We start from the raw sequence: 17,788 nt of genomic DNA, 5'->3' as shown, positions 1-17,788 counted from the left end.
AATTTGAGCAGGTTTTTTTGATTAATATAGCCTTAATATTTGCTTAAGATGTTAATTCCTTAAATAAATTTAAATTTTATGGTTTAAAAATATTTTATTTAGAATAAATAAAGATAGTCTTGTGTATTAGATAATCAACTCTTAAATTTGCGCTATCAAAAACAATTCTAAATAATCATGAAAATTAGGTTTACAATACCACTATTATCTTTGCTCTTTATTTTGCTAACAAATATAAATGTCCTGGCCCAGGAAAAAGCCACTGTCAAAGGACAAATTAGTTTAACAAATAATGCTTCGGCAGATAACGTTTCTATAGTATTAAAAGGAACCAAAATTGGCACCAATACAGACAGTCAGGGTAATTACGAAATTAAAAACATTAAACCTGGAAATTACGTTATTAAGGTATCCTCTGTTGGTTATTCTTCAAAAGAAAAAAGCATTTCACTAAATACCGGAGATGAAATAATTGAAAATTTTACAATTAGTCCAAATTCTCAGGAACTAGATGAAATAGTTGTAAACAATACAAAGAAAAATACATTTGCCCGCAAAGAAAATCAGCAAGTATCAAGGTTACCGCTTAAAAACCTTGAAAACCCACAGGTTTATACTACTATTTCAAGCGAACTTTTAAAGGATCAGGTAGTAACTAATATAGATGACGCCTTAAAAAATGCTCCTGGTATACAGCCTTTATGGACTTCAACAGGTCGTGGTTCAGACGGTGCAGGTTATTTTTCATTGCGTGGTTTTGCTGTACAGCCAAGAGCTCTTAACGGACTACCAGGACTTTCAAATGGTAGTTTAGATCCGGCAAACATCGATAGAATTGAGGTAATCAAAGGACCTTCTGGAACTTTATTTGGAAGCACCATCGTTTCTTATGGCGGCTTAATTAATATTACTACGAAAACGCCTTACGATCATTTTGGCGGAGAAATAAACTATACAACTGGTTCCTATGGTTTGAATAGAGTAACAGCAGATATCAATACACCTTTAAACGAAGAGAAAACGATTAATCTTAGAGTGAATACTGCTTACCACAACGAAAACAGTTTTCAGGATGCCGGATTCAGAAAGGCTTTATTTGTAGCTCCGTCATTGTCGTACAAGGCTTCAGACCGACTTTCATTCTTAATAAATACTGAATTTTTAAGCAATGAATCTACCAATGCAACCATGTTGTTTTTAACACGCTCAACACCATTAAGAGTTAATAACATGGATGAATTAGGATACAACAACAAACGCTCCTACACCAATAATCAATTATCGATAAAAACACCTTCGTTCAATTTGCAGGGACAAATGTTTTACAAAATTAATGATTCATGGACTTCTCATACAGCAGTTTCAAGAACATCTGCTAAATCAGAAGGATATTACAGCTACCTATTTGACAATACTGATTTATTAATACCTAATTCTACTGTACGCAAATATGAGGGAATTGACAACGGTCTTGTGTTCGAAAGATTTATAAATTATCAGAACTCAACTACATTAGCTACAGATATTCAACAAAATTTCATTGGTGATTTCAAAATTGGAAAAATGAGAAACCGCCTTGTTGCAGGATTGGATTACTTTAATCGTCAAATTATCGATAATGGTACGGGCTATATACAAAATGGGGCCGTTTATATTGGAGATGATAATCTGCAAACAGTAAATGAAGTAGTATTTAAAATTACAACTCCATCACAATACATAAGAACCGGCGACAATGGCAAACTGAGCAAGAATGCTACTGATGCCTTATTAGCCGGAGCATCAGTTAATAATTCCAAACAAAAACAAGAAATATATAGTGCCTATTTATCAGATGTAATTAATTTCTTGCCTAATTTATCTGCTATGGCAAGTTTGCGTGTAGACCGTTTTATGAATGCTCAGAATGGAGGTTACAACCAGACAACTCTTTCACCTAAATTTGGTGTGGTTTACCAGCCTGTCCTGGATAAAATATCTCTTTTTGCCAACTACATGAACGGATTTACAAATGTAGCTCCTGTAGAAGACATTAATGGTACAACCAGAACCCCTCGTGTGCTTGATCCCGAACATGCTGATCAATTGGAATTTGGAACTAAATTAAATTTATTCGAAGAAAAACTATACGCTACTTTTAGCTACTACAAAATTAAAGTAACTGACCGTGTTTATAACATTCGTAACTCAGCAACAGACATAACATATTATCAGGATGGAGCCCAGCAAAATGAAGGTTTCGAAGCAGAAATCATAGCTAATCCAATTCAGGGATTGAACATTGTGGCAGGTTACAGTTATGTAGATGCCGGTGTGATTAAAGGAGATATCAATACAGTAGGTTACAGACCAACAAGTGCCGGTGCTTATAATACGGCTAATTTATGGGCAAATTACCGCTTTCAAAACAATGCATTAAAAGGATTTGGTTTGGGCTTTGGAGGCAACTTCTCGGGCGAAAACAAAATCACGCACAGCCTTGCAACAGGAACTTTCACTATTCCCCAATATACTGTTTTAAATTCTTCTGTTTTCTACGGGACAGAGAAATACACATTGACACTAAAATTAGATAATATTGCCAATGTCGATACATACGATGGTTGGTCAACAATACATCCAAGAAACATGCGAGCTGTTGCGGCAAGTTTCTCTTATAAATTCTAAAAACAACATAAAAACACCTTCCTAATCAACAGAAAGGTGTTTTTTAAATTTTAAAACTATGATAACAATAGCCAGCCTTATCGTTTTTTTAGCATTTTACACCCTTTATTATACTTCCAAAAAAGCTGTTTTATCGTATGATTTGGGTTTTGAAAAATGGATGCAGAAAAATCCGAAACAAACCAAAATTACTGGATTATTTCTACTTTTGACTGCTTATGGTTTTTGGCTGTTTTCACAATCCTTGGGTTGTGGTACTTTAATGTTTTTTATTCAGCTTATGGCAGTAGGAAGTTTAATTGTATTGTTAACTCCGTTAAAAAAAATAAGCCGCATAACATTATTGAGCCTTTTTATAATTATAGCTTTATTAGAATTTTATTACGCCTAAACCATGCCTGCAAATCCTAAATACTTAACACAGTCTAAATGGCAACGGTTTGCCAAAATCACAGCTGCCATTCTGGGCGGTTATTTTGTTTCGGTTACTTTTCATTTGGCTTTAGCTTCCTGGTTTAACAGAGCAGATATTCTTATCACAATGGCTTTTAGCGGCTTTATTCTCTGGGTAGCATTGATGGTAATTGCTTTTCTAGCCAAAAACGGATGGAAAATCTGGATGGTTTACATACTCCTTTCACTCATTTTCTTTCTTTTCATATATTGGGGAAACCTATAATCCAACTGCAAAATAAACCATGAGTAATCGTAATTATAATATTTATTTTCACACACATACAGTTAGCGGAATTGTTATCAGCGTCGTGCTTTTTGTAATTTTCTTTGCCGGATCATTTTCTTTCTTTAGGGATGAAATTATCAATTGGGAAAGAAATGAATCAGCTCCTATTTCACGGGAAATTGATTTAAACTACGACGCTGCCTTAAAAAAACTGGACAAAGAATATATTTTGCACGGACGAAATATTACCATTTCTAAACACAGTAACGAAAGTAGAGTAAACATTTATGCCGAAGGAACCAAAGATACTCTTGCTCCTGCAAAACAAAAAGAAGGAAGCTTTTTTTATTTAGATACCAAAAATTATAAAACATCTACTTACGAAGAGTCCTATTCTCTGGGAGAGTTCTTATACCGTTTGCATTTCCTTGCTCAGGTTCCTTATCCTGTCGGATATTATCTTTCCGGTTTTATTGCGTTGTTTTTCTTATTTGCAATAGTAACAGGCGTTTTATTACACTGGAAAAAAATTGTATCTAACTTTTATGTTTTCCGCCCGAAAGAAAAGCTTAAAACATTATGGACTGATGCTCACACCGCTTTAGGAATGATTGGTTTACCTTTTCAGTTTGTCTATGCCGTAACAGGTGCTTTTTTTATGATTAAACTTCTTATCGTTGCCCCTGCTGTAATGACACTCTACAAAGGGGATCAGGATAAATTATATAAAGAACTGGAATACACAGATCCTGAATTTAAGTTTCACAATAAAAAATTAACAGCTCCTTTTAGTGTTGATCAGTTAGTTTCAAAAGCGAAAAGCAACTGGAAGGATTTTGAAATTACCCGTGTCATGATTCAGAATTACGGTGATACCAACATGCATTTGCTGGTTGAAGGTGAATTGTTAAGTACCAAAAAATTTACCGGAATAGGAAAAGTAGTTTACCGTATTGCTGACGGCAAAGAAGTTGCAAGGAAAAATCCCGAAACCCAAAACCAGTATTTAGATGTTGTCAAAAATGTTTTATATCGAATTCATTTTGGTGATTATGGCGGATATGTCTTAAAAATAGTAAGCTTTATCCTTGGAATTATTACCTGCTTTGTAATTATTTCTGGAGTAATGATTTGGTTAATCGCAAGAGATAAAAAAAACATGCCCGAAAAGAACCGTCGTTTTAACGAAGGCGTTGTTCGTATTTATCTTGCCATTTGTTTAAGCATGTATCCAATTACAGCATTAGCTTTTATAACCACCAAATTATTCCATCCGTTAACACAGTCAAATTTGTACAGCATTTATTTTATTGGATGGCTATTGCTTACCCTCTTTTTTATTATCAAAAAGAATGATGCTTTTACTAACAAATGGTGTTTGATTTCAGGAAGTATTTTGGGATTCATAATTCCTATTGCTAATGGAATTGTGAGTGGAAATTGGTTTTGGAATTCTTTCCTTCAAAACAGGATTCAGATTTTCTTTATTGATTTTTTCTGGATTGTTTTGGCATCAATTACATTGTATGTTGCTTTTTCATTAAAACCAAAAGAAGAGAAAATAAAAGAACTATAAAAACAAAAAAAGGAGAAAATTGAATTCAATTTTCTCCTTTTTTTAATTAACTAAATATCTCTTAATTTGTATGTGCTAAAACTTTTTCCTCTAAGTTTTTAACCGATTTAATTTTGCTGTCTGAATAATCTACCTGGCAAATATTTTTGTCATTAAAATAAATCCATTTTCCGGTTTTTAATCCGTTTGTGTATTCTGCGATCGCTTTCTTATTTCCATTTTCATCATAAGATACCCAAACACCATCTAATTTACCTTCTTTAAAAAAACCTTCCTGCTGTACTTTGCCATTTTCATAATAATAAGTAGCTCTTACTTTGTTTCCAACAGCTTCCAACTCAGGTTTTGTCTCTTGTGCAACTAAAATTCCAGAGAACAATATTGCAACTAAAATCACACATTTTTTCATATTTTTAGGTATTAATGTTATCAAATCTTTATCAAATATAATTAATAGTTTACATTAAAAAAACTTTTGCTTAACAATTTGGTAACATTAGATAAAAACTTAACATTGGAAATCAGCCGGATATAAAAAAACCAATGCTCAAGCATTGGTTTTATTGACATTTTTAGAAAATAGCTAAAATTACGATAACGTTGTAATTTGAAAGAATTATTTCAACAAAGCATCTAATTGTGTTTGTAATTCTGGCGATGATGGTCTATCGGCATCAGGGTTTAAAATGTTTCCTTTTGGATCAATCAATATAAATCTTGGGATTCCTGTTACACCATAACTTGTTACAAACTCAGATTCCCAATCCTTATCTGCAAATAACTGAATTCCGCCTAATTTTTTATCAGACACAAATTTTTTCCACTTTTCATTATCTTTTGCCTTATCAATTGAGATACTTACAAATTCAATATTCTTACCGTGGTATTTCTCTTCTATTTTTTGTAAAAAAGGAATTTCAGCTCTGCACGGTCCGCACCACGTAGCCCAAAGATCGATATACACATATTTGCCTTTTAAATCAGAAAGCTTTGTTTTTCCTCCTTTATAATTTTCATAATCAAATTCAGGTGAAGGCTTCCCTTTTAATTTATTAGCTTTAGCAGTACTTTCATACGACTGGACTGCATATTGATTAAATTGTGCAAACGAATTTTTTAATGCCATTTGAAATTCAGGATCAAATTTTCCTTTTTCAATACTTTCATTGTCCAGTTTTGTCTTTGCATCCAGCAGCGCCTTAAATTCGCCTTCCTCTTTTGAAAAAGCTTCATTTTGAAATTTCTCATTACTCAAAGAATACTGAGCCAGAAAATTACTTTCCTCTACCCCTTTTCCTTTATAAACGATAGTTTCATCAAATTGCTTGGCATCCATTGTCAGATTAATTTCTGAATTTGGTTTTAAATACAAACCGGAAACTTCAGTTCCGTCTGAAAATTGGTAAAATCCTTTTGGAGCTTCAAATGTAGCACTAAAAACTCCTTTTTTATCGATTGGAATTATTTGGGTAAAATTATTAGCTCCACGTATCACTAAAGTATCGCTGTTTCTGTTAGCAATTTTAGCCGTAAACTTGATTTTATTATTTGTTTGTGCATCAACATTAAAAACGCTGAACATAATCAGTGCTAAAAGAAAAATTTTTTTCATAATTGATTTTATTTAGATAGATCAAATCTAGAGAAATTATATGTGAGAAAATTAGGCATTAACAAAATATTTCAATTTTATAAGCATCAAGTTATTACTTTATTATATTAATTTGAATTTTGTGTTTACTTTTGCAGTCTAAAATTTTCATCAATGTATAGAAGTCATAATTGTGGCGAGTTAAATGCCTCAAATATTAATACCGAAGTTACACTTGCCGGCTGGGTTCAGAAATCTCGTGATAAAGGATTTATGAACTGGGTTGATTTACGTGACCGTTATGGAATTACACAGCTTATTTTCGACGAAAGCCGCACTGATAATGCCGTTTTTGAATTAGCCAAAACACTTGGACGTGAATTTGTAATTCAGGTAAAAGGAACTGTTATTGAGCGTGAAGCCAAAAACAAAAATATTCCTACCGGTGAAATCGAAATTTTAGTTTCTGAGTTAACTGTTTTGAATTCGGCATTAACTCCTCCATTTACTATTGAAGATGAAACAGACGGCGGAGAAGACATCAGAATGAAATATCGTTATTTGGATATCCGTAGAAATCCGGTAAAAAACAGTTTGCTTTTCCGACACAAAGTGGCAATGGAAGTTCGTAAATATTTATTTGATTTGGATTTCTGCGAAGTTGAAACTCCTTATTTAATCAAATCCACTCCGGAAGGAGCAAGGGATTTTGTCGTACCAAGCCGTATGAACCAAGGTCAGTTTTATGCTTTGCCACAATCTCCCCAAACTTTCAAACAGCTTTTGATGGTAGGCGGAATGGATAAATATTTCCAGATCGTGAAATGTTTCCGTGACGAAGATTTACGTGCAGACCGTCAGCCAGAGTTTACGCAAATCGATTGCGAAATGGCATTTGTGGAGCAGGAAGATATCTTAAATATTTTTGAAGGACTGACAAGACATTTATTAAAAGAAATTAAAGGTATTGAAGTAGATAAATTCCCAAGAATTACCTATGACTATGCCATGAAAACATACGGAAACGACAAACCGGACATTCGTTTCGGAATGAAGTTTGGCGAATTGAATGAATTTGCACAGCAGAAAGAATTCCCTGTATTCAATACAGCAGAATTAGTTGTCGGAATCGCGGTTCCCGAAGCCGGAAATTACACCCGTAAAGAAATCGACGGGTTAATTGACTGGGTTAAACGCCCTCAGGTTGGTGCATCCGGAATGGTTTATGTAAAATGTAACGAAGATGGCACATTCAAATCATCAGTAGACAAATTCTACGATCAGGAAGATTTGGCCAACTGGGCAAAAGCTACAGAAGCAAACGCCGGGGATATGATTTTCGTACTTTCTGGGCCTGCAAATAAAACTCGTGCTCAGCTTTCAGCGCTTCGTATGGAATTAGCGGCTCGTTTAGGACTGCGTAAACCAGAAGAATTTGCTCCTTTATGGGTTGTAGATTTCCCATTACTGGAATTAGACGAAGAAAGCGGCCGTTATCATGCGATGCATCACCCGTTTACTTCGCCAAAACCGGAAGATATGGCTTTACTGGAAACAGAACCTGGAAAAGTTCGTGCAAATGCTTACGATATGGTTTTGAACGGAAACGAAATTGGCGGAGGATCAATTCGTATTCATGATAAAGCAACCCAGCAGTTAATGTTTAAATATTTAGGATTTACTGAAGAAGAAGCGAAAGCACAATTTGGTTTCTTAATGGACGCTTTCCAGTTTGGGGCTCCACCACACGGAGGTCTGGCTTTTGGTCTGGACAGATTGGTAGCTATTTTAGGAGGACAAGAAACCATTCGGGACTTCATTGCATTCCCTAAAAACAATTCCGGGCGTGATGTAATGATTGATGCTCCAGCTGCTATTGACAATACGCAACTGCAGGAATTATCAATTAAACTGGATTTAAAATAGTTCCATACTAATTTCGATAGATTAAAAAGAGTGGCAATTAAATTTGCCACTCTTTTTTTGGACTTTTTCCAAATTTATTGTAAGAATTTCAAATAATTCAATTTTTAATAAGTAGTCCGTTTATTACAATAAAAAGACTGTAGAAATGCTTTATTTTTAATAAATGAATCTAAATTTAAAGATATTCATATGAATTTTAATATAATTTAAACACAGAAATCACTGTAAATCAATAATTTTTACAAAAAATTAACACCTGAGTGTCTTTTGTATGAATTTATATGTTACATTTGCTTTATTATAAATTATTATTACAATTACAATGCGTACAGGTACAGTAAAATTTTTCAATGAGTCTAAAGGTTATGGATTCATTACAGACGAAGAAACAGGAAAAGACATCTTCGTTCACGCTTCAGGAATTAACGCGGAAGAATTACGCGAAGGTGACCGTGTAAGCTACGAAGAAGAAGAAGGAAGAAAAGGGAAAGTTGCTGCTAAAGTAGCAGTAATCTAAGAAAAATATAGCAATTTATTTTTTTTGCCTCTGAATGGTTAAAACGTTTCGATTTATTTCGAAACGTTTTTTTTTGCATTCTTGTTAAAAAAATGCAAAAGTCTGACCTTTTATTTATAATCAATAAAAATTAGACTTAAACTATATTGTGCACTCTCTTAAATCATTTTTTAGCTTGTGATTTACAGAGTTGAAAGCTATCTTTGTGGCTATTTTTTTAAGTAAAAAACCCTAAGTTTATGCAATCTGATCAATACAGCTATCTTCCTATCTTAATGCAGCTTATTCTGGCTGTTGGTTTTGTAGTGGGAACTATCATTATTTCCGGAAAATTAGGTCCAAAAAGAACTTCTGAAACAAAAGATAAAAACTTCGAATGCGGTATCGAATCTGTTGGAAATGCCCGCATTCCGTTTTCTGTAAAATATTTCCTTGTAGCTATTTTGTTTGTATTGTTTGATGTAGAGGTAATTTTCCTTTACCCATGGGCTGTAAACTTTAAAGAGCTGGGAATTGAAGGAATGCTGAAAATGATTGTTTTTATGGCTTTGCTTTTAGTTGGTTTTTTCTATATCATCAAAAAGAGAGCTTTAGACTGGGAATAAAAATATTGTTTTAAATTATAAATGCTGAATTATAAATTATTTGAACATTCAAAATTTATAATTCAAAATTCAAAATAACAAAATGAGCGATTCAAATGTAAATATGGTTGCCCCTCCGGAAGGTGTTGTTGGTGAAGGTTTTTTCGCCACAAAACTAAATGACGTTGTAGGTTTGGCACGCGCGAATTCTCTTTGGCCATTGCCTTTCGCAACTTCATGCTGCGGAATCGAATTTATGGCAACTATGGCTTCACATTATGATTTGGCACGATTTGGTTCTGAACGTGTAAGTTTTTCTCCCCGTCAGGCAGATATGTTAATGGTAATGGGAACCATCTCTAAAAAAATGGCACCAATTTTAAGACAGGTTTACGAACAAATGTCTGAGCCACGCTGGGTAATTGCTGTTGGGGCTTGTGCTTCATCAGGCGGAATTTTTGATACTTACTCAGTTTTGCAAGGAATTGACAAAGTTATTCCGGTTGATGTTTACGTGCCGGGATGTCCTCCAAGACCGGAACAAATTGTTGACGGTGTAATGAAACTTCAGGAATTGGTAAAAAACGAATCTGTGAGACGAAGAAGCTCTCCGGAATACCAGGAATTATTAGCTTCCTATAATATCTCATAAAAATGGCTTTAGAAAATACACTGATCCAGGAAAAACTTGTACAAACATTCAGTAATGATGTTTTCAACTTTCACGAAGAAAGAGATATTTTTACTTTAGAAGCTTCAGCTGATAAAATTACAGCCCTGATTCTTTTCCTGAAAAATGACGCTGATTTGCGTTTTCACTTTTTAACTGATTTATGCGGTATTCACTACCCGGATAACGAATCAGAACGTCAGTTTGCCATTGTATATCATCTGCATAACTGGTACGACAACAAACGTATCAGAATTAAAGTATATCTTAATGGTGAAAAACCGGAAATCAAAACCATTACAAATATTTTCTTAAGTTCAAACTGGATGGAAAGAGAAACATACGATTTCTTTGGGATAAACTTTATTGGTCATCCGCAATTGAAACGTATTTTGAATATGGACGAAATGGTCTCTTTTCCTATGAGAAAGGAATTTCCAATGGAAGACAGCGGAAGAACAGATAAGGATGACAGATTCTTTGGAAGAACAACAACAAATTGCTAAAAAATAAATAATTCAACATTATAAAATGTCAGAACTATTATTATCACCAGAGCATCGATATGCTAAAATAATAAAGGAGAAACTAAACGAAGACGGAAGCGAACTTTCTGTATTGAATTTAGGTCCTACTCACCCGGCTACTCACGGTATTTTTCAAAATATCCTGTTGATGGATGGTGAAAGAATTCTGGAAGCTGAACCAACTATTGGTTACATCCACAGAGCATTCGAAAAAATTGCTGAAAACCGTCCTTTTTATCAAATTACCCCTCTTACAGACCGTATGAACTATTGCTCCTCTCCTATTAATAATATGGGATGGTGGATGACATTAGAAAAATTATTAGGTATTGAAGTTCCAAAAAGAGCACAATATTTAAGAGTTATCGTAATGGAGCTGGCACGAATTACAGACCACTTAATCTGTAACTCGATTTTGGGAGTTGATACTGGTGCTTATACCGGCTTCCTATATGTTTTTCAGTTTAGAGAAAAGATTTACGAAATCTACGAAGAAATTTGTGGCGCCCGTTTGACAACCAATATGGGAAGAATCGGTGGATTTGAAAGAGACTGGTCTCCGGAAGCTTTCAAAAAACTGGATACTTTCCTTGAAGAATTTCCTGTAGCATGGAAAGAATTCGAAAACTTATTCGAAAGAAACAGAATTTTTATTGACAGGACTGTAAACGTAGGTGCAATCTCGGCAGAGAAAGCAATGGCTTACGGATTTACAGGACCAAACTTGCGTGCTGCGGGAGTTGATTACGACGTTCGTGTTGCCCAGCCTTATTCGTCTTACGAAGATTTTGACTTTATTGTACCTGTTGGAAAATCAGGTGACACATATGATCGTTTTTGTGTTCGTAATGCAGAGGTTTGGGAAAGTTTAAGCATTATTCGCCAGGCTTTGGATAAAATGCCTCCAGGAAACGAATACCATGCAGAAGTACCTGATTATTATTTGCCTCCAAAAGAAGATGTGTACACTTCAATGGAATCTCTAATTTATCACTTTAAGATTGTTATGGGAGAAGTTCCTGTACCTGTTGCAGAAATTTACCACCCGGTTGAAGGAGGAAATGGAGAAATCGGATTTTATTTAGTTACAGACGGAAGCAGAACCCCGTACAGATTACATTTCAGAAGACCTTGTTTTATTTATTACCAGGCTTATCCGGAAATGATTAAAGGCGCTTTACTATCTGATGCAATTGTTATTTTATCAAGTTTAAATGTAATTGCAGGAGAATTAGACGCATAAAATGAATTATAAATTTTGAATTGTAAATTATAAATGCTACAAACATTTAAAATTTAAAATTTAAGATTCAAAATAATAAAAAATGGAACGTAAACATTACAAACAAGAAATAAACATGACCGAGTCATTGATGAACCGCATCAATGAACTGATTAGTCATTATCCTGAAGGAAAACAAAAATCGGCTTTATTGCCTGTTTTACACGAAGTTCAGGATGCACATCACAACTGGTTGAGTATTGAACTACAGGATAAAGTGGCTGAGATTCTTCAGATAAAACCAATCGAGGTTTATGAAGTGGTTACTTTTTATACCATGTTCAACCAAAAACCAATTGGGAAATACATGTTTGAGTTTTGTCAGACTTCTTGTTGTTGTTTAAGCGGTGCCGAAAATTTAATGGATTATACTTCTGAAAAACTAGGCATTAAAATGGGCGAAACAACTGCGGACGGAATGTTTACCATTGCCGGTGTAGAATGTTTAGGTGCCTGCGGATATGCTCCGATGTTGCAGCTGGGTGATTTCTACAAAGAAAAACTAACAGAAGAAAAAATCGATCAGTTAATTGCTGATTGCAAAGATGATAAAATAATATTACACGATAAATAAGATGTCCAAAAAAATATTATTAGACAAAATCAATATTCCGGGTATCAAAACCTATGAAGTATATCGCCAAAACGGTGGTTATGCTTCTGTAGAAAAAGCTTTGAAAACCCTTACTCCAGACGAAGTTGTTGAAGAAGTAAAAAAATCAGGAATTCGTGGTCGTGGTGGAGCTGGTTTCCCTGCCGGAATGAAATGGAGTTTTATTGATAAAAAATCAGGAAAACCAAGACATTTAGTCTGCAACGCTGACGAATCTGAACCGGGAACTTTCAAAGACAGATATCTGATGGAATTTATTCCTCACTTATTGATCGAAGGAATGATTACTTCCAGTTTTGCTTTAGGCGCAAACCTTTCGTATATCTACATTCGTGGAGAATACATGTGGGTTTTCAAAATTTTAGAAAAAGCAATCAACGAAGCAAGAGCTGCAGGTTGGTTAGGAAAAAATATATTAGGTACAGGTTACGATTTAGACTTGTATGTTCACTGTGGAGCCGGTGCTTATATTTGCGGGGAAGAGACTGCACTTATTGAGTCATTGGAAGGTAAAAGAGGAAATCCTCGTATTAAACCACCATTCCCGGCAGTTTCAGGACTTTGGGCAAATCCAACAGTAGTAAACAATGTTGAAACGATTGCTGCAGTGCCATGGATTATCAATAATTCGGGTGATGAATATGCTAAAATCGGTATTGGACGTTCTACAGGTACTAAGTTAATTTCGGCTTCAGGACATATTAAAAATCCTGGGGTTTATGAAATTGAATTAGGCTTAAGTGTTGACGAATTCATGAATTCTGATGAATATTTAGGCGGAATGTCATCAAGCAGACCTTTAAAGGCTTTGGTACCCGGAGGTTCTTCTGTGCCAATTCTGCCAGCTGAATTGATATTCAAAACAGCAAATGGTGAAGACCGTTTAATGTCTTACGAATCTTTAAGTGACGGCGGTTTTGCTACCGGATCAATGTTAGGTTCAGGAGGATTTATCGTTTACAACGATACATCTTGCATTGTAAGAAACACATGGAATTTTGCCCGTTTTTACCATCATGAATCTTGTGGACAATGTACACCATGCCGTGAAGGAACAGGCTGGCTGGAAAAAATATTACATCGTATTGAAAACGGTCATGGCCGTGAAGAGGATATCGAATTATTATGGAGTATTCAGAGTAAAATCGAAGGAAACACGATTTGTCCGCTTGGCGATGCGGCATCTTGGCCAGTAGCAGCAGCTATCCGTCATTTCAAAGATGAATTTGAATACCATGTTCGTTTCCCTGAAAAAATTAAACACAGAGATCATTTTGTTGCTGAACCGTTTTCTCAAGTAAAACATTTAGTAGGCGGTAAAATAATCGTATAAAATAAGTTATAAAGTTAATAGTATTAAAAGGACAGCAAACTCTTTTAAATATTCCGACTTTCAACAAAAAATTTAAGATCGTTTCAAGTTTCAAGTTATTTTAGTTTCAAGTTCAATAACCTGAAACATTAAACCTGAAACTAAAAAAACAAAATAAAGAGATGAAAGTAACCATAGACGGTCAAAGTATTGACGTAGAACCAGGAACTACCATCCTGCAGGCGGCGCGTATGATTGGAGGAGATTTAGTTCCGCCAGCCATGTGTTATTACTCCAAATTAAAAGGAAGCGGCGGAAAATGCCGTTGTTGCTTAGTTGAAGTTTCAAAAGGAAGCGAAGCGGATCCAAGGCCAATGCCAAAATTAATGGCATCTTGTGTAACCGGCTGCATGGACGGAATGGAAGTAAACAGCAAATCTTCTGACAGAGTAACAGAAGCCCGTAAATCTGTAACGGAATTTTTATTGATCAATCACCCATTGGATTGCCCTGTTTGTGATCAGGCAGGTGAATGTGATTTGCAAAATTTAAGTTTCGAGCACGGAAATCCAAAATCACGTTTTATCGAAGAAAAAAGAACATTTGAGCCAGAAGATATTGGTCCGAATATTCAACTGCATATGAACCGTTGTATCTTATGTCAAAGATGTGTACAAGTGGCAGATCAATTGACAGACAACAGAGTTCACGGTGTATTAGACCGTGGTGACCACGCTAATATTTCTACCGGAATCTCAAAAGCTATCGACAATGAATTCTCAGGAAACATGATTGATGTTTGTCCGGTTGGAGCTTTGACTGACAAAACTTTCCGTTTTAAATCAAGAGTCTGGTTCAACAAACCTTACAATGCGCACAGAGAATGTACGACTCCTGGATGCTGCGGCAAAACTACCGTCTGGATGTTTGGTGGAGAAATTCAGCGTGTAACAGGTCGTAAAGATGAGTACCATGAAGTTGAGGAATTTATTTGCAACAGCTGCCGTTTTGATCATAAAAATGTAAATGACTGGGTGATTGAAGGACCAAGAGAATTTGAAAAAGATTCTGTTATCAATCAAAACAACTACACTCAGAAATTAGAGAAAGTACAAATCGATACCGAAAAGAATATTCTTTTAGGAAGAGATGTTGACCGTAAAAAAATCAGTATGGCTGAAATTCCGTTAAACACTAACGACAAAAATTCTTAGACATGGTAGATAGTGCATTTATTATAGAGAAAAGTGTTGTTATTGTAGTGGTTTTTGCTATAACGATGATTATGGCGATGTATTCTACATGGGCAGAGCGTAAAGTAGCTGCTTTTCTTCAGGATCGTGTAGGACCAAACCGCGCCGGATGGGGAGGATTATTACAGCCTCTTGCTGATGGTTTGAAATTATTTTCGAAAGAAGAATTTTTCCCGAATACACCAAACCGATTTTTATTCGTTGTAGGACCGGCAATTGCCATGAGTACAGCTTTGATGACCAGCGCTGTTATTCCTTGGGGAGACAGATTGCATTTGTTTGGAAGAGATATTTTATTACAGGCTACCGATATTAACATTGCTTTGTTATACTTCTTTGGCGTTGTTTCTGTTGGAGTTTACGGAATTATGATTGGTGGATGGGCTTCGAATAATAAGTTCTCTTTGATGGGAGCGGTTCGTGCTGCTTCGCAAATGGTTTCTTATGAAGTTGCCATGGGATTATCCATGATTGCTTTGTTGATGATGACCGGAACTTTGAGTTTGAAAGAAATCTCATTACAACAGACCGGAATGAACTGGAATGTTTTTTATCAACCATTATCTTTCCTAATTTTTCTTATTTGTGCCTTTGCAGAAACGAACAGAACACCTTTTGATTTGGCAGAATGTGAATCTGAGTTGATTGGTGGTTACCATACAGAATATTCATCCATGAAAATGGGATTCTATTTGTTTGCTGAATATGCGAATATGTTTATCTCTGCTACTATTATTTCAGTATTGTTCTTTGGAGGGTACAACTATCCGGGAATGCAGTGGATGGTAGAAAATGTTGGTGTTAACGCAGCTAACATTTTAGGAATAGCCGTTTTATTTGCTAAAATATGTTTCTGGATCTTTTTCTATATGTGGGTTCGCTGGACGATTCCGAGATTTAGATATGACCAGTTAATGAATTTGGGATGGCGAATTTTGATCCCGCTTTCTATAGCAAACATTATTGTGACCGGAATTGTAATTTTAAGACACGATCTGGCTGCTTTCTTAGGGTTCTAAAGAACCGTAAACGTCCTAGCCCTGATAGCAGCGGCATCCTTTTATGGTGGGGTTCACCATAAAAGATATAGCGGATAGCAGGATTAGCTACTAAATAAAAAACGAAATAGATTGGATTTGATCTAATTATCAAATTGAATCACAAATTATACTTTAAATGTCAATAGAAACTATATCATTATCGGGTAGAAAAAAAGTGGTCTCTAACAAAGAGATGACTTTTTGGGAGCGATTGTATCTTGTGGCGATTGTAAAAGGTTTATTTATTACTATCAAACACTTTTTCAAGAAAAAAGCCACTATTCATTACCCTGAACAAGTTCGTGAAATGAGTCCTGTTTACCGTGGACAGCATATGCTGAAACGTGATGAACAGGGACGTGAAAACTGTACGGCTTGTGGATTATGTGCTTTGTCATGTCCAGCTGAAGCGATTACCATGAAAGCAGCCGAGCGTAAAGCCGATGAAAAGCATTTGTACAGAGAAGAAAAATACGCTGAAATCTACGAAATCAATATGCTACGTTGTATTTTCTGCGGATTGTGTGAAGAAGCCTGTCCGAAAGATGCTATTTATTTGACTACATCAAAAGTATTAGTTCCTTCCAGCTATGAAAGAGAAGATTTCATTTTTGGAAAAGACAGATTAGTGATGCCTCTTGATGTGGCGATCAAAAATGCTCAACTTAATAATGCTAACTAAATGATACATATTCCTGATTTTGCAAACGCAACTACTGTGCAAGTAATATTTTGTTTCTTAGCGTTTATCACGGTAATTACAGCGTTCTTGACCATTTTTAGCAGAAACCCAATTCACTCTGCTATTTATTTAGTGATTTGTTTTTTCTCGATAGCAGGTCATTATTTATTATTAAATGCCCAGTTTTTGGCTATCGTACATATTATTGTCTACTCGGGTGCGATTATGATTCTGTTCCTGTTTACAATCATGTTGATGAATCTGAACGAGCGCCATCAGGTACACAAACCAAGAATTACCCGTTTGGGCGCAATTGTTTCTTTCTGTTTGATTGTTATTGTATTAATTACAATTTTCATTAACTCAAAACCAATTGTTGGGGATTATGACTCAACCGGAGAAGATTTCCAGTCTATTAAAGTATTAGGAAAAATATTACTGAATGAGTATATGGTTCCGTTTGAATTTGCTTCAATCTTACTTTTGGTGGCGATGATTGGAACAGTATTATTGTCTAAAAAAGAAAAATTAAATAAATAATGGATAATATATTAAATCAAATAGGTATAGAAAACTACATCTTTTTAAGTGTTGTACTTTTTTGTATTGGTATTTTTGGTGTATTGTACAGACGAAATGCAATTATTGTTTTTATGTCTATTGAAATCATGCTGAATGCGGTAAACCTTTTATTTGTGGCTTTTTCTACTTATCATCAGGATGCACAGGGACAGGTTTTTGTGTTCTTTTCGATGGCAGTTGCTGCAGCTGAAGTTGCAGTTGGATTGGCTATTTTAGTTTCGATCTTTAGAAATTTAGGTTCGATTAGTATCGATAATTTAAAAAATTTAAAAGGATAAATGGAA

Annotated in this window: 19 protein-coding genes; 17 read left to right on the top strand and 2 right to left on the bottom strand. The window is 35.1% G+C overall.

Going from position 1 to position 17,788, the window contains the following annotated elements; translation table 11 throughout:
- The first annotated feature begins 177 nt into the window (after nucleotides 1-177).
- The 4 genes from GXM16_RS00745 to GXM16_RS00730 are packed head-to-tail and all read left to right on the top strand — an operon-like array spanning nucleotide 178 to nucleotide 4,925.
- Complete coding sequence (locus GXM16_RS00745) at nucleotides 178-2,667, top strand: TonB-dependent receptor (protein ID WP_163391757.1); 2,490 nt, start codon at nucleotides 178-180, stop codon at nucleotides 2,665-2,667.
- 58 nt (nucleotides 2,668-2,725) lie between these two features.
- On the top strand, nucleotides 2,726-3,058 hold the full coding sequence (locus tag GXM16_RS00740; RefSeq protein WP_163391755.1) for a hypothetical protein: 333 nt from the start codon (nucleotides 2,726-2,728) through the stop codon (nucleotides 3,056-3,058).
- A 3-nt stretch (nucleotides 3,059-3,061) separates the two neighbouring features.
- Entirely contained in the window at nucleotides 3,062-3,346 is a 285-nt protein-coding gene (locus tag GXM16_RS00735; RefSeq protein ID WP_163391753.1) for a hypothetical protein, read from the top strand.
- 19 nt (nucleotides 3,347-3,365) lie between these two features.
- Nucleotides 3,366-4,925: a PepSY-associated TM helix domain-containing protein gene (locus GXM16_RS00730; RefSeq protein ID WP_163391751.1), complete on the top strand. Its 1,560-nt coding sequence runs from the start codon at nucleotides 3,366-3,368 to the stop codon at nucleotides 4,923-4,925.
- A 61-nt stretch (nucleotides 4,926-4,986) separates the two neighbouring features.
- Here GXM16_RS00730 and GXM16_RS00725 read toward each other — a convergent pair whose 3' ends face one another.
- Nucleotides 4,987-5,334 (bottom strand): toxin-antitoxin system YwqK family antitoxin, encoded by a 348-nt coding sequence (locus tag GXM16_RS00725; RefSeq protein WP_163391750.1) that lies wholly within the window; start codon nucleotides 5,332-5,334, stop codon nucleotides 4,987-4,989.
- 207 nt (nucleotides 5,335-5,541) lie between these two features.
- Nucleotides 5,542-6,537, bottom strand: a complete 996-nt coding sequence (locus GXM16_RS00720) for a TlpA family protein disulfide reductase (protein WP_163391748.1) — start codon at nucleotides 6,535-6,537, stop codon at nucleotides 5,542-5,544.
- 153 nt (nucleotides 6,538-6,690) lie between these two features.
- Between GXM16_RS00720 and aspS the strand changes: the two genes are divergently transcribed.
- The 13 genes from aspS to nuoK all read left to right on the top strand — a co-directional run bounded on the left by aspS (nucleotide 6,691) and on the right by nuoK (nucleotide 17,782).
- Nucleotides 6,691-8,442, top strand: a complete 1,752-nt coding sequence (gene aspS / locus GXM16_RS00715) for an aspartate--tRNA ligase (protein WP_163391746.1) — start codon at nucleotides 6,691-6,693, stop codon at nucleotides 8,440-8,442.
- A gap of 322 nt (nucleotides 8,443-8,764) precedes the next feature.
- Nucleotides 8,765-8,959: a cold-shock protein gene (locus tag GXM16_RS00710; RefSeq protein ID WP_007137066.1), complete on the top strand. Its 195-nt coding sequence runs from the start codon at nucleotides 8,765-8,767 to the stop codon at nucleotides 8,957-8,959.
- A gap of 239 nt (nucleotides 8,960-9,198) precedes the next feature.
- On the top strand, nucleotides 9,199-9,564 hold the full coding sequence (locus tag GXM16_RS00705) for an NADH-quinone oxidoreductase subunit A (RefSeq protein ID WP_163391744.1): 366 nt from the start codon (nucleotides 9,199-9,201) through the stop codon (nucleotides 9,562-9,564).
- 82 nt (nucleotides 9,565-9,646) lie between these two features.
- Entirely contained in the window at nucleotides 9,647-10,195 is a 549-nt protein-coding gene (locus GXM16_RS00700) for an NADH-quinone oxidoreductase subunit B (RefSeq protein WP_163391742.1), read from the top strand.
- 2 nt (nucleotides 10,196-10,197) lie between these two features.
- Nucleotides 10,198-10,719: an NADH-quinone oxidoreductase subunit C gene (locus GXM16_RS00695; RefSeq protein ID WP_163391740.1), complete on the top strand. Its 522-nt coding sequence runs from the start codon at nucleotides 10,198-10,200 to the stop codon at nucleotides 10,717-10,719.
- A gap of 25 nt (nucleotides 10,720-10,744) precedes the next feature.
- On the top strand, nucleotides 10,745-11,983 hold the full coding sequence (locus GXM16_RS00690) for an NADH-quinone oxidoreductase subunit D (RefSeq protein WP_163391738.1): 1,239 nt from the start codon (nucleotides 10,745-10,747) through the stop codon (nucleotides 11,981-11,983).
- Between the two features lie 82 nt (nucleotides 11,984-12,065).
- Nucleotides 12,066-12,596, top strand: coding sequence for a complex I 24 kDa subunit family protein (locus GXM16_RS00685; RefSeq protein ID WP_163391736.1), 531 nt, complete (start codon nucleotides 12,066-12,068; stop codon nucleotides 12,594-12,596).
- A 1-nt stretch (nucleotide 12,597) separates the two neighbouring features.
- On the top strand, nucleotides 12,598-13,968 hold the full coding sequence (gene nuoF / locus GXM16_RS00680) for an NADH-quinone oxidoreductase subunit NuoF (RefSeq protein ID WP_078226939.1): 1,371 nt from the start codon (nucleotides 12,598-12,600) through the stop codon (nucleotides 13,966-13,968).
- Nucleotides 13,969-14,129: 161 nt separating this feature from the next.
- Nucleotides 14,130-15,161, top strand: coding sequence for an NADH-quinone oxidoreductase subunit G (locus tag GXM16_RS00675; RefSeq protein ID WP_163391734.1), 1,032 nt, complete (start codon nucleotides 14,130-14,132; stop codon nucleotides 15,159-15,161).
- A gap of 2 nt (nucleotides 15,162-15,163) precedes the next feature.
- Nucleotides 15,164-16,219 carry an NADH-quinone oxidoreductase subunit NuoH gene (nuoH, locus tag GXM16_RS00670; RefSeq protein WP_163391732.1) on the top strand — a complete coding sequence of 352 codons (1,056 nt, stop codon included), beginning with the start codon at nucleotides 15,164-15,166 and terminating at the stop codon, nucleotides 16,217-16,219.
- 157 nt (nucleotides 16,220-16,376) lie between these two features.
- Nucleotides 16,377-16,922: a NuoI/complex I 23 kDa subunit family protein gene (locus GXM16_RS00665; RefSeq protein WP_163391730.1), complete on the top strand. Its 546-nt coding sequence runs from the start codon at nucleotides 16,377-16,379 to the stop codon at nucleotides 16,920-16,922.
- A complete protein-coding gene (locus tag GXM16_RS00660) occupies nucleotides 16,923-17,462 on the top strand; it encodes an NADH-quinone oxidoreductase subunit J family protein (protein ID WP_163391728.1) in 540 nt (179 codons plus the stop codon). It abuts the gene before it with no gap.
- Nucleotides 17,462-17,782, top strand: a complete 321-nt coding sequence (gene nuoK, locus GXM16_RS00655; RefSeq protein WP_110346628.1) for an NADH-quinone oxidoreductase subunit NuoK — start codon at nucleotides 17,462-17,464, stop codon at nucleotides 17,780-17,782. Before GXM16_RS00660 ends, nuoK begins: the two co-directional genes overlap by 1 nt.
- The last annotated feature ends 6 nt before the right edge of the window (nucleotides 17,783-17,788 follow it).

The sequence above is a fragment of the Flavobacterium limi genome (genome assembly GCF_010645075.1).
GTDB classification, from domain to species: domain Bacteria; phylum Bacteroidota; class Bacteroidia; order Flavobacteriales; family Flavobacteriaceae; genus Flavobacterium; species Flavobacterium limi.
This window is presented reverse-complemented; position numbering and strand designations above follow the sequence as displayed.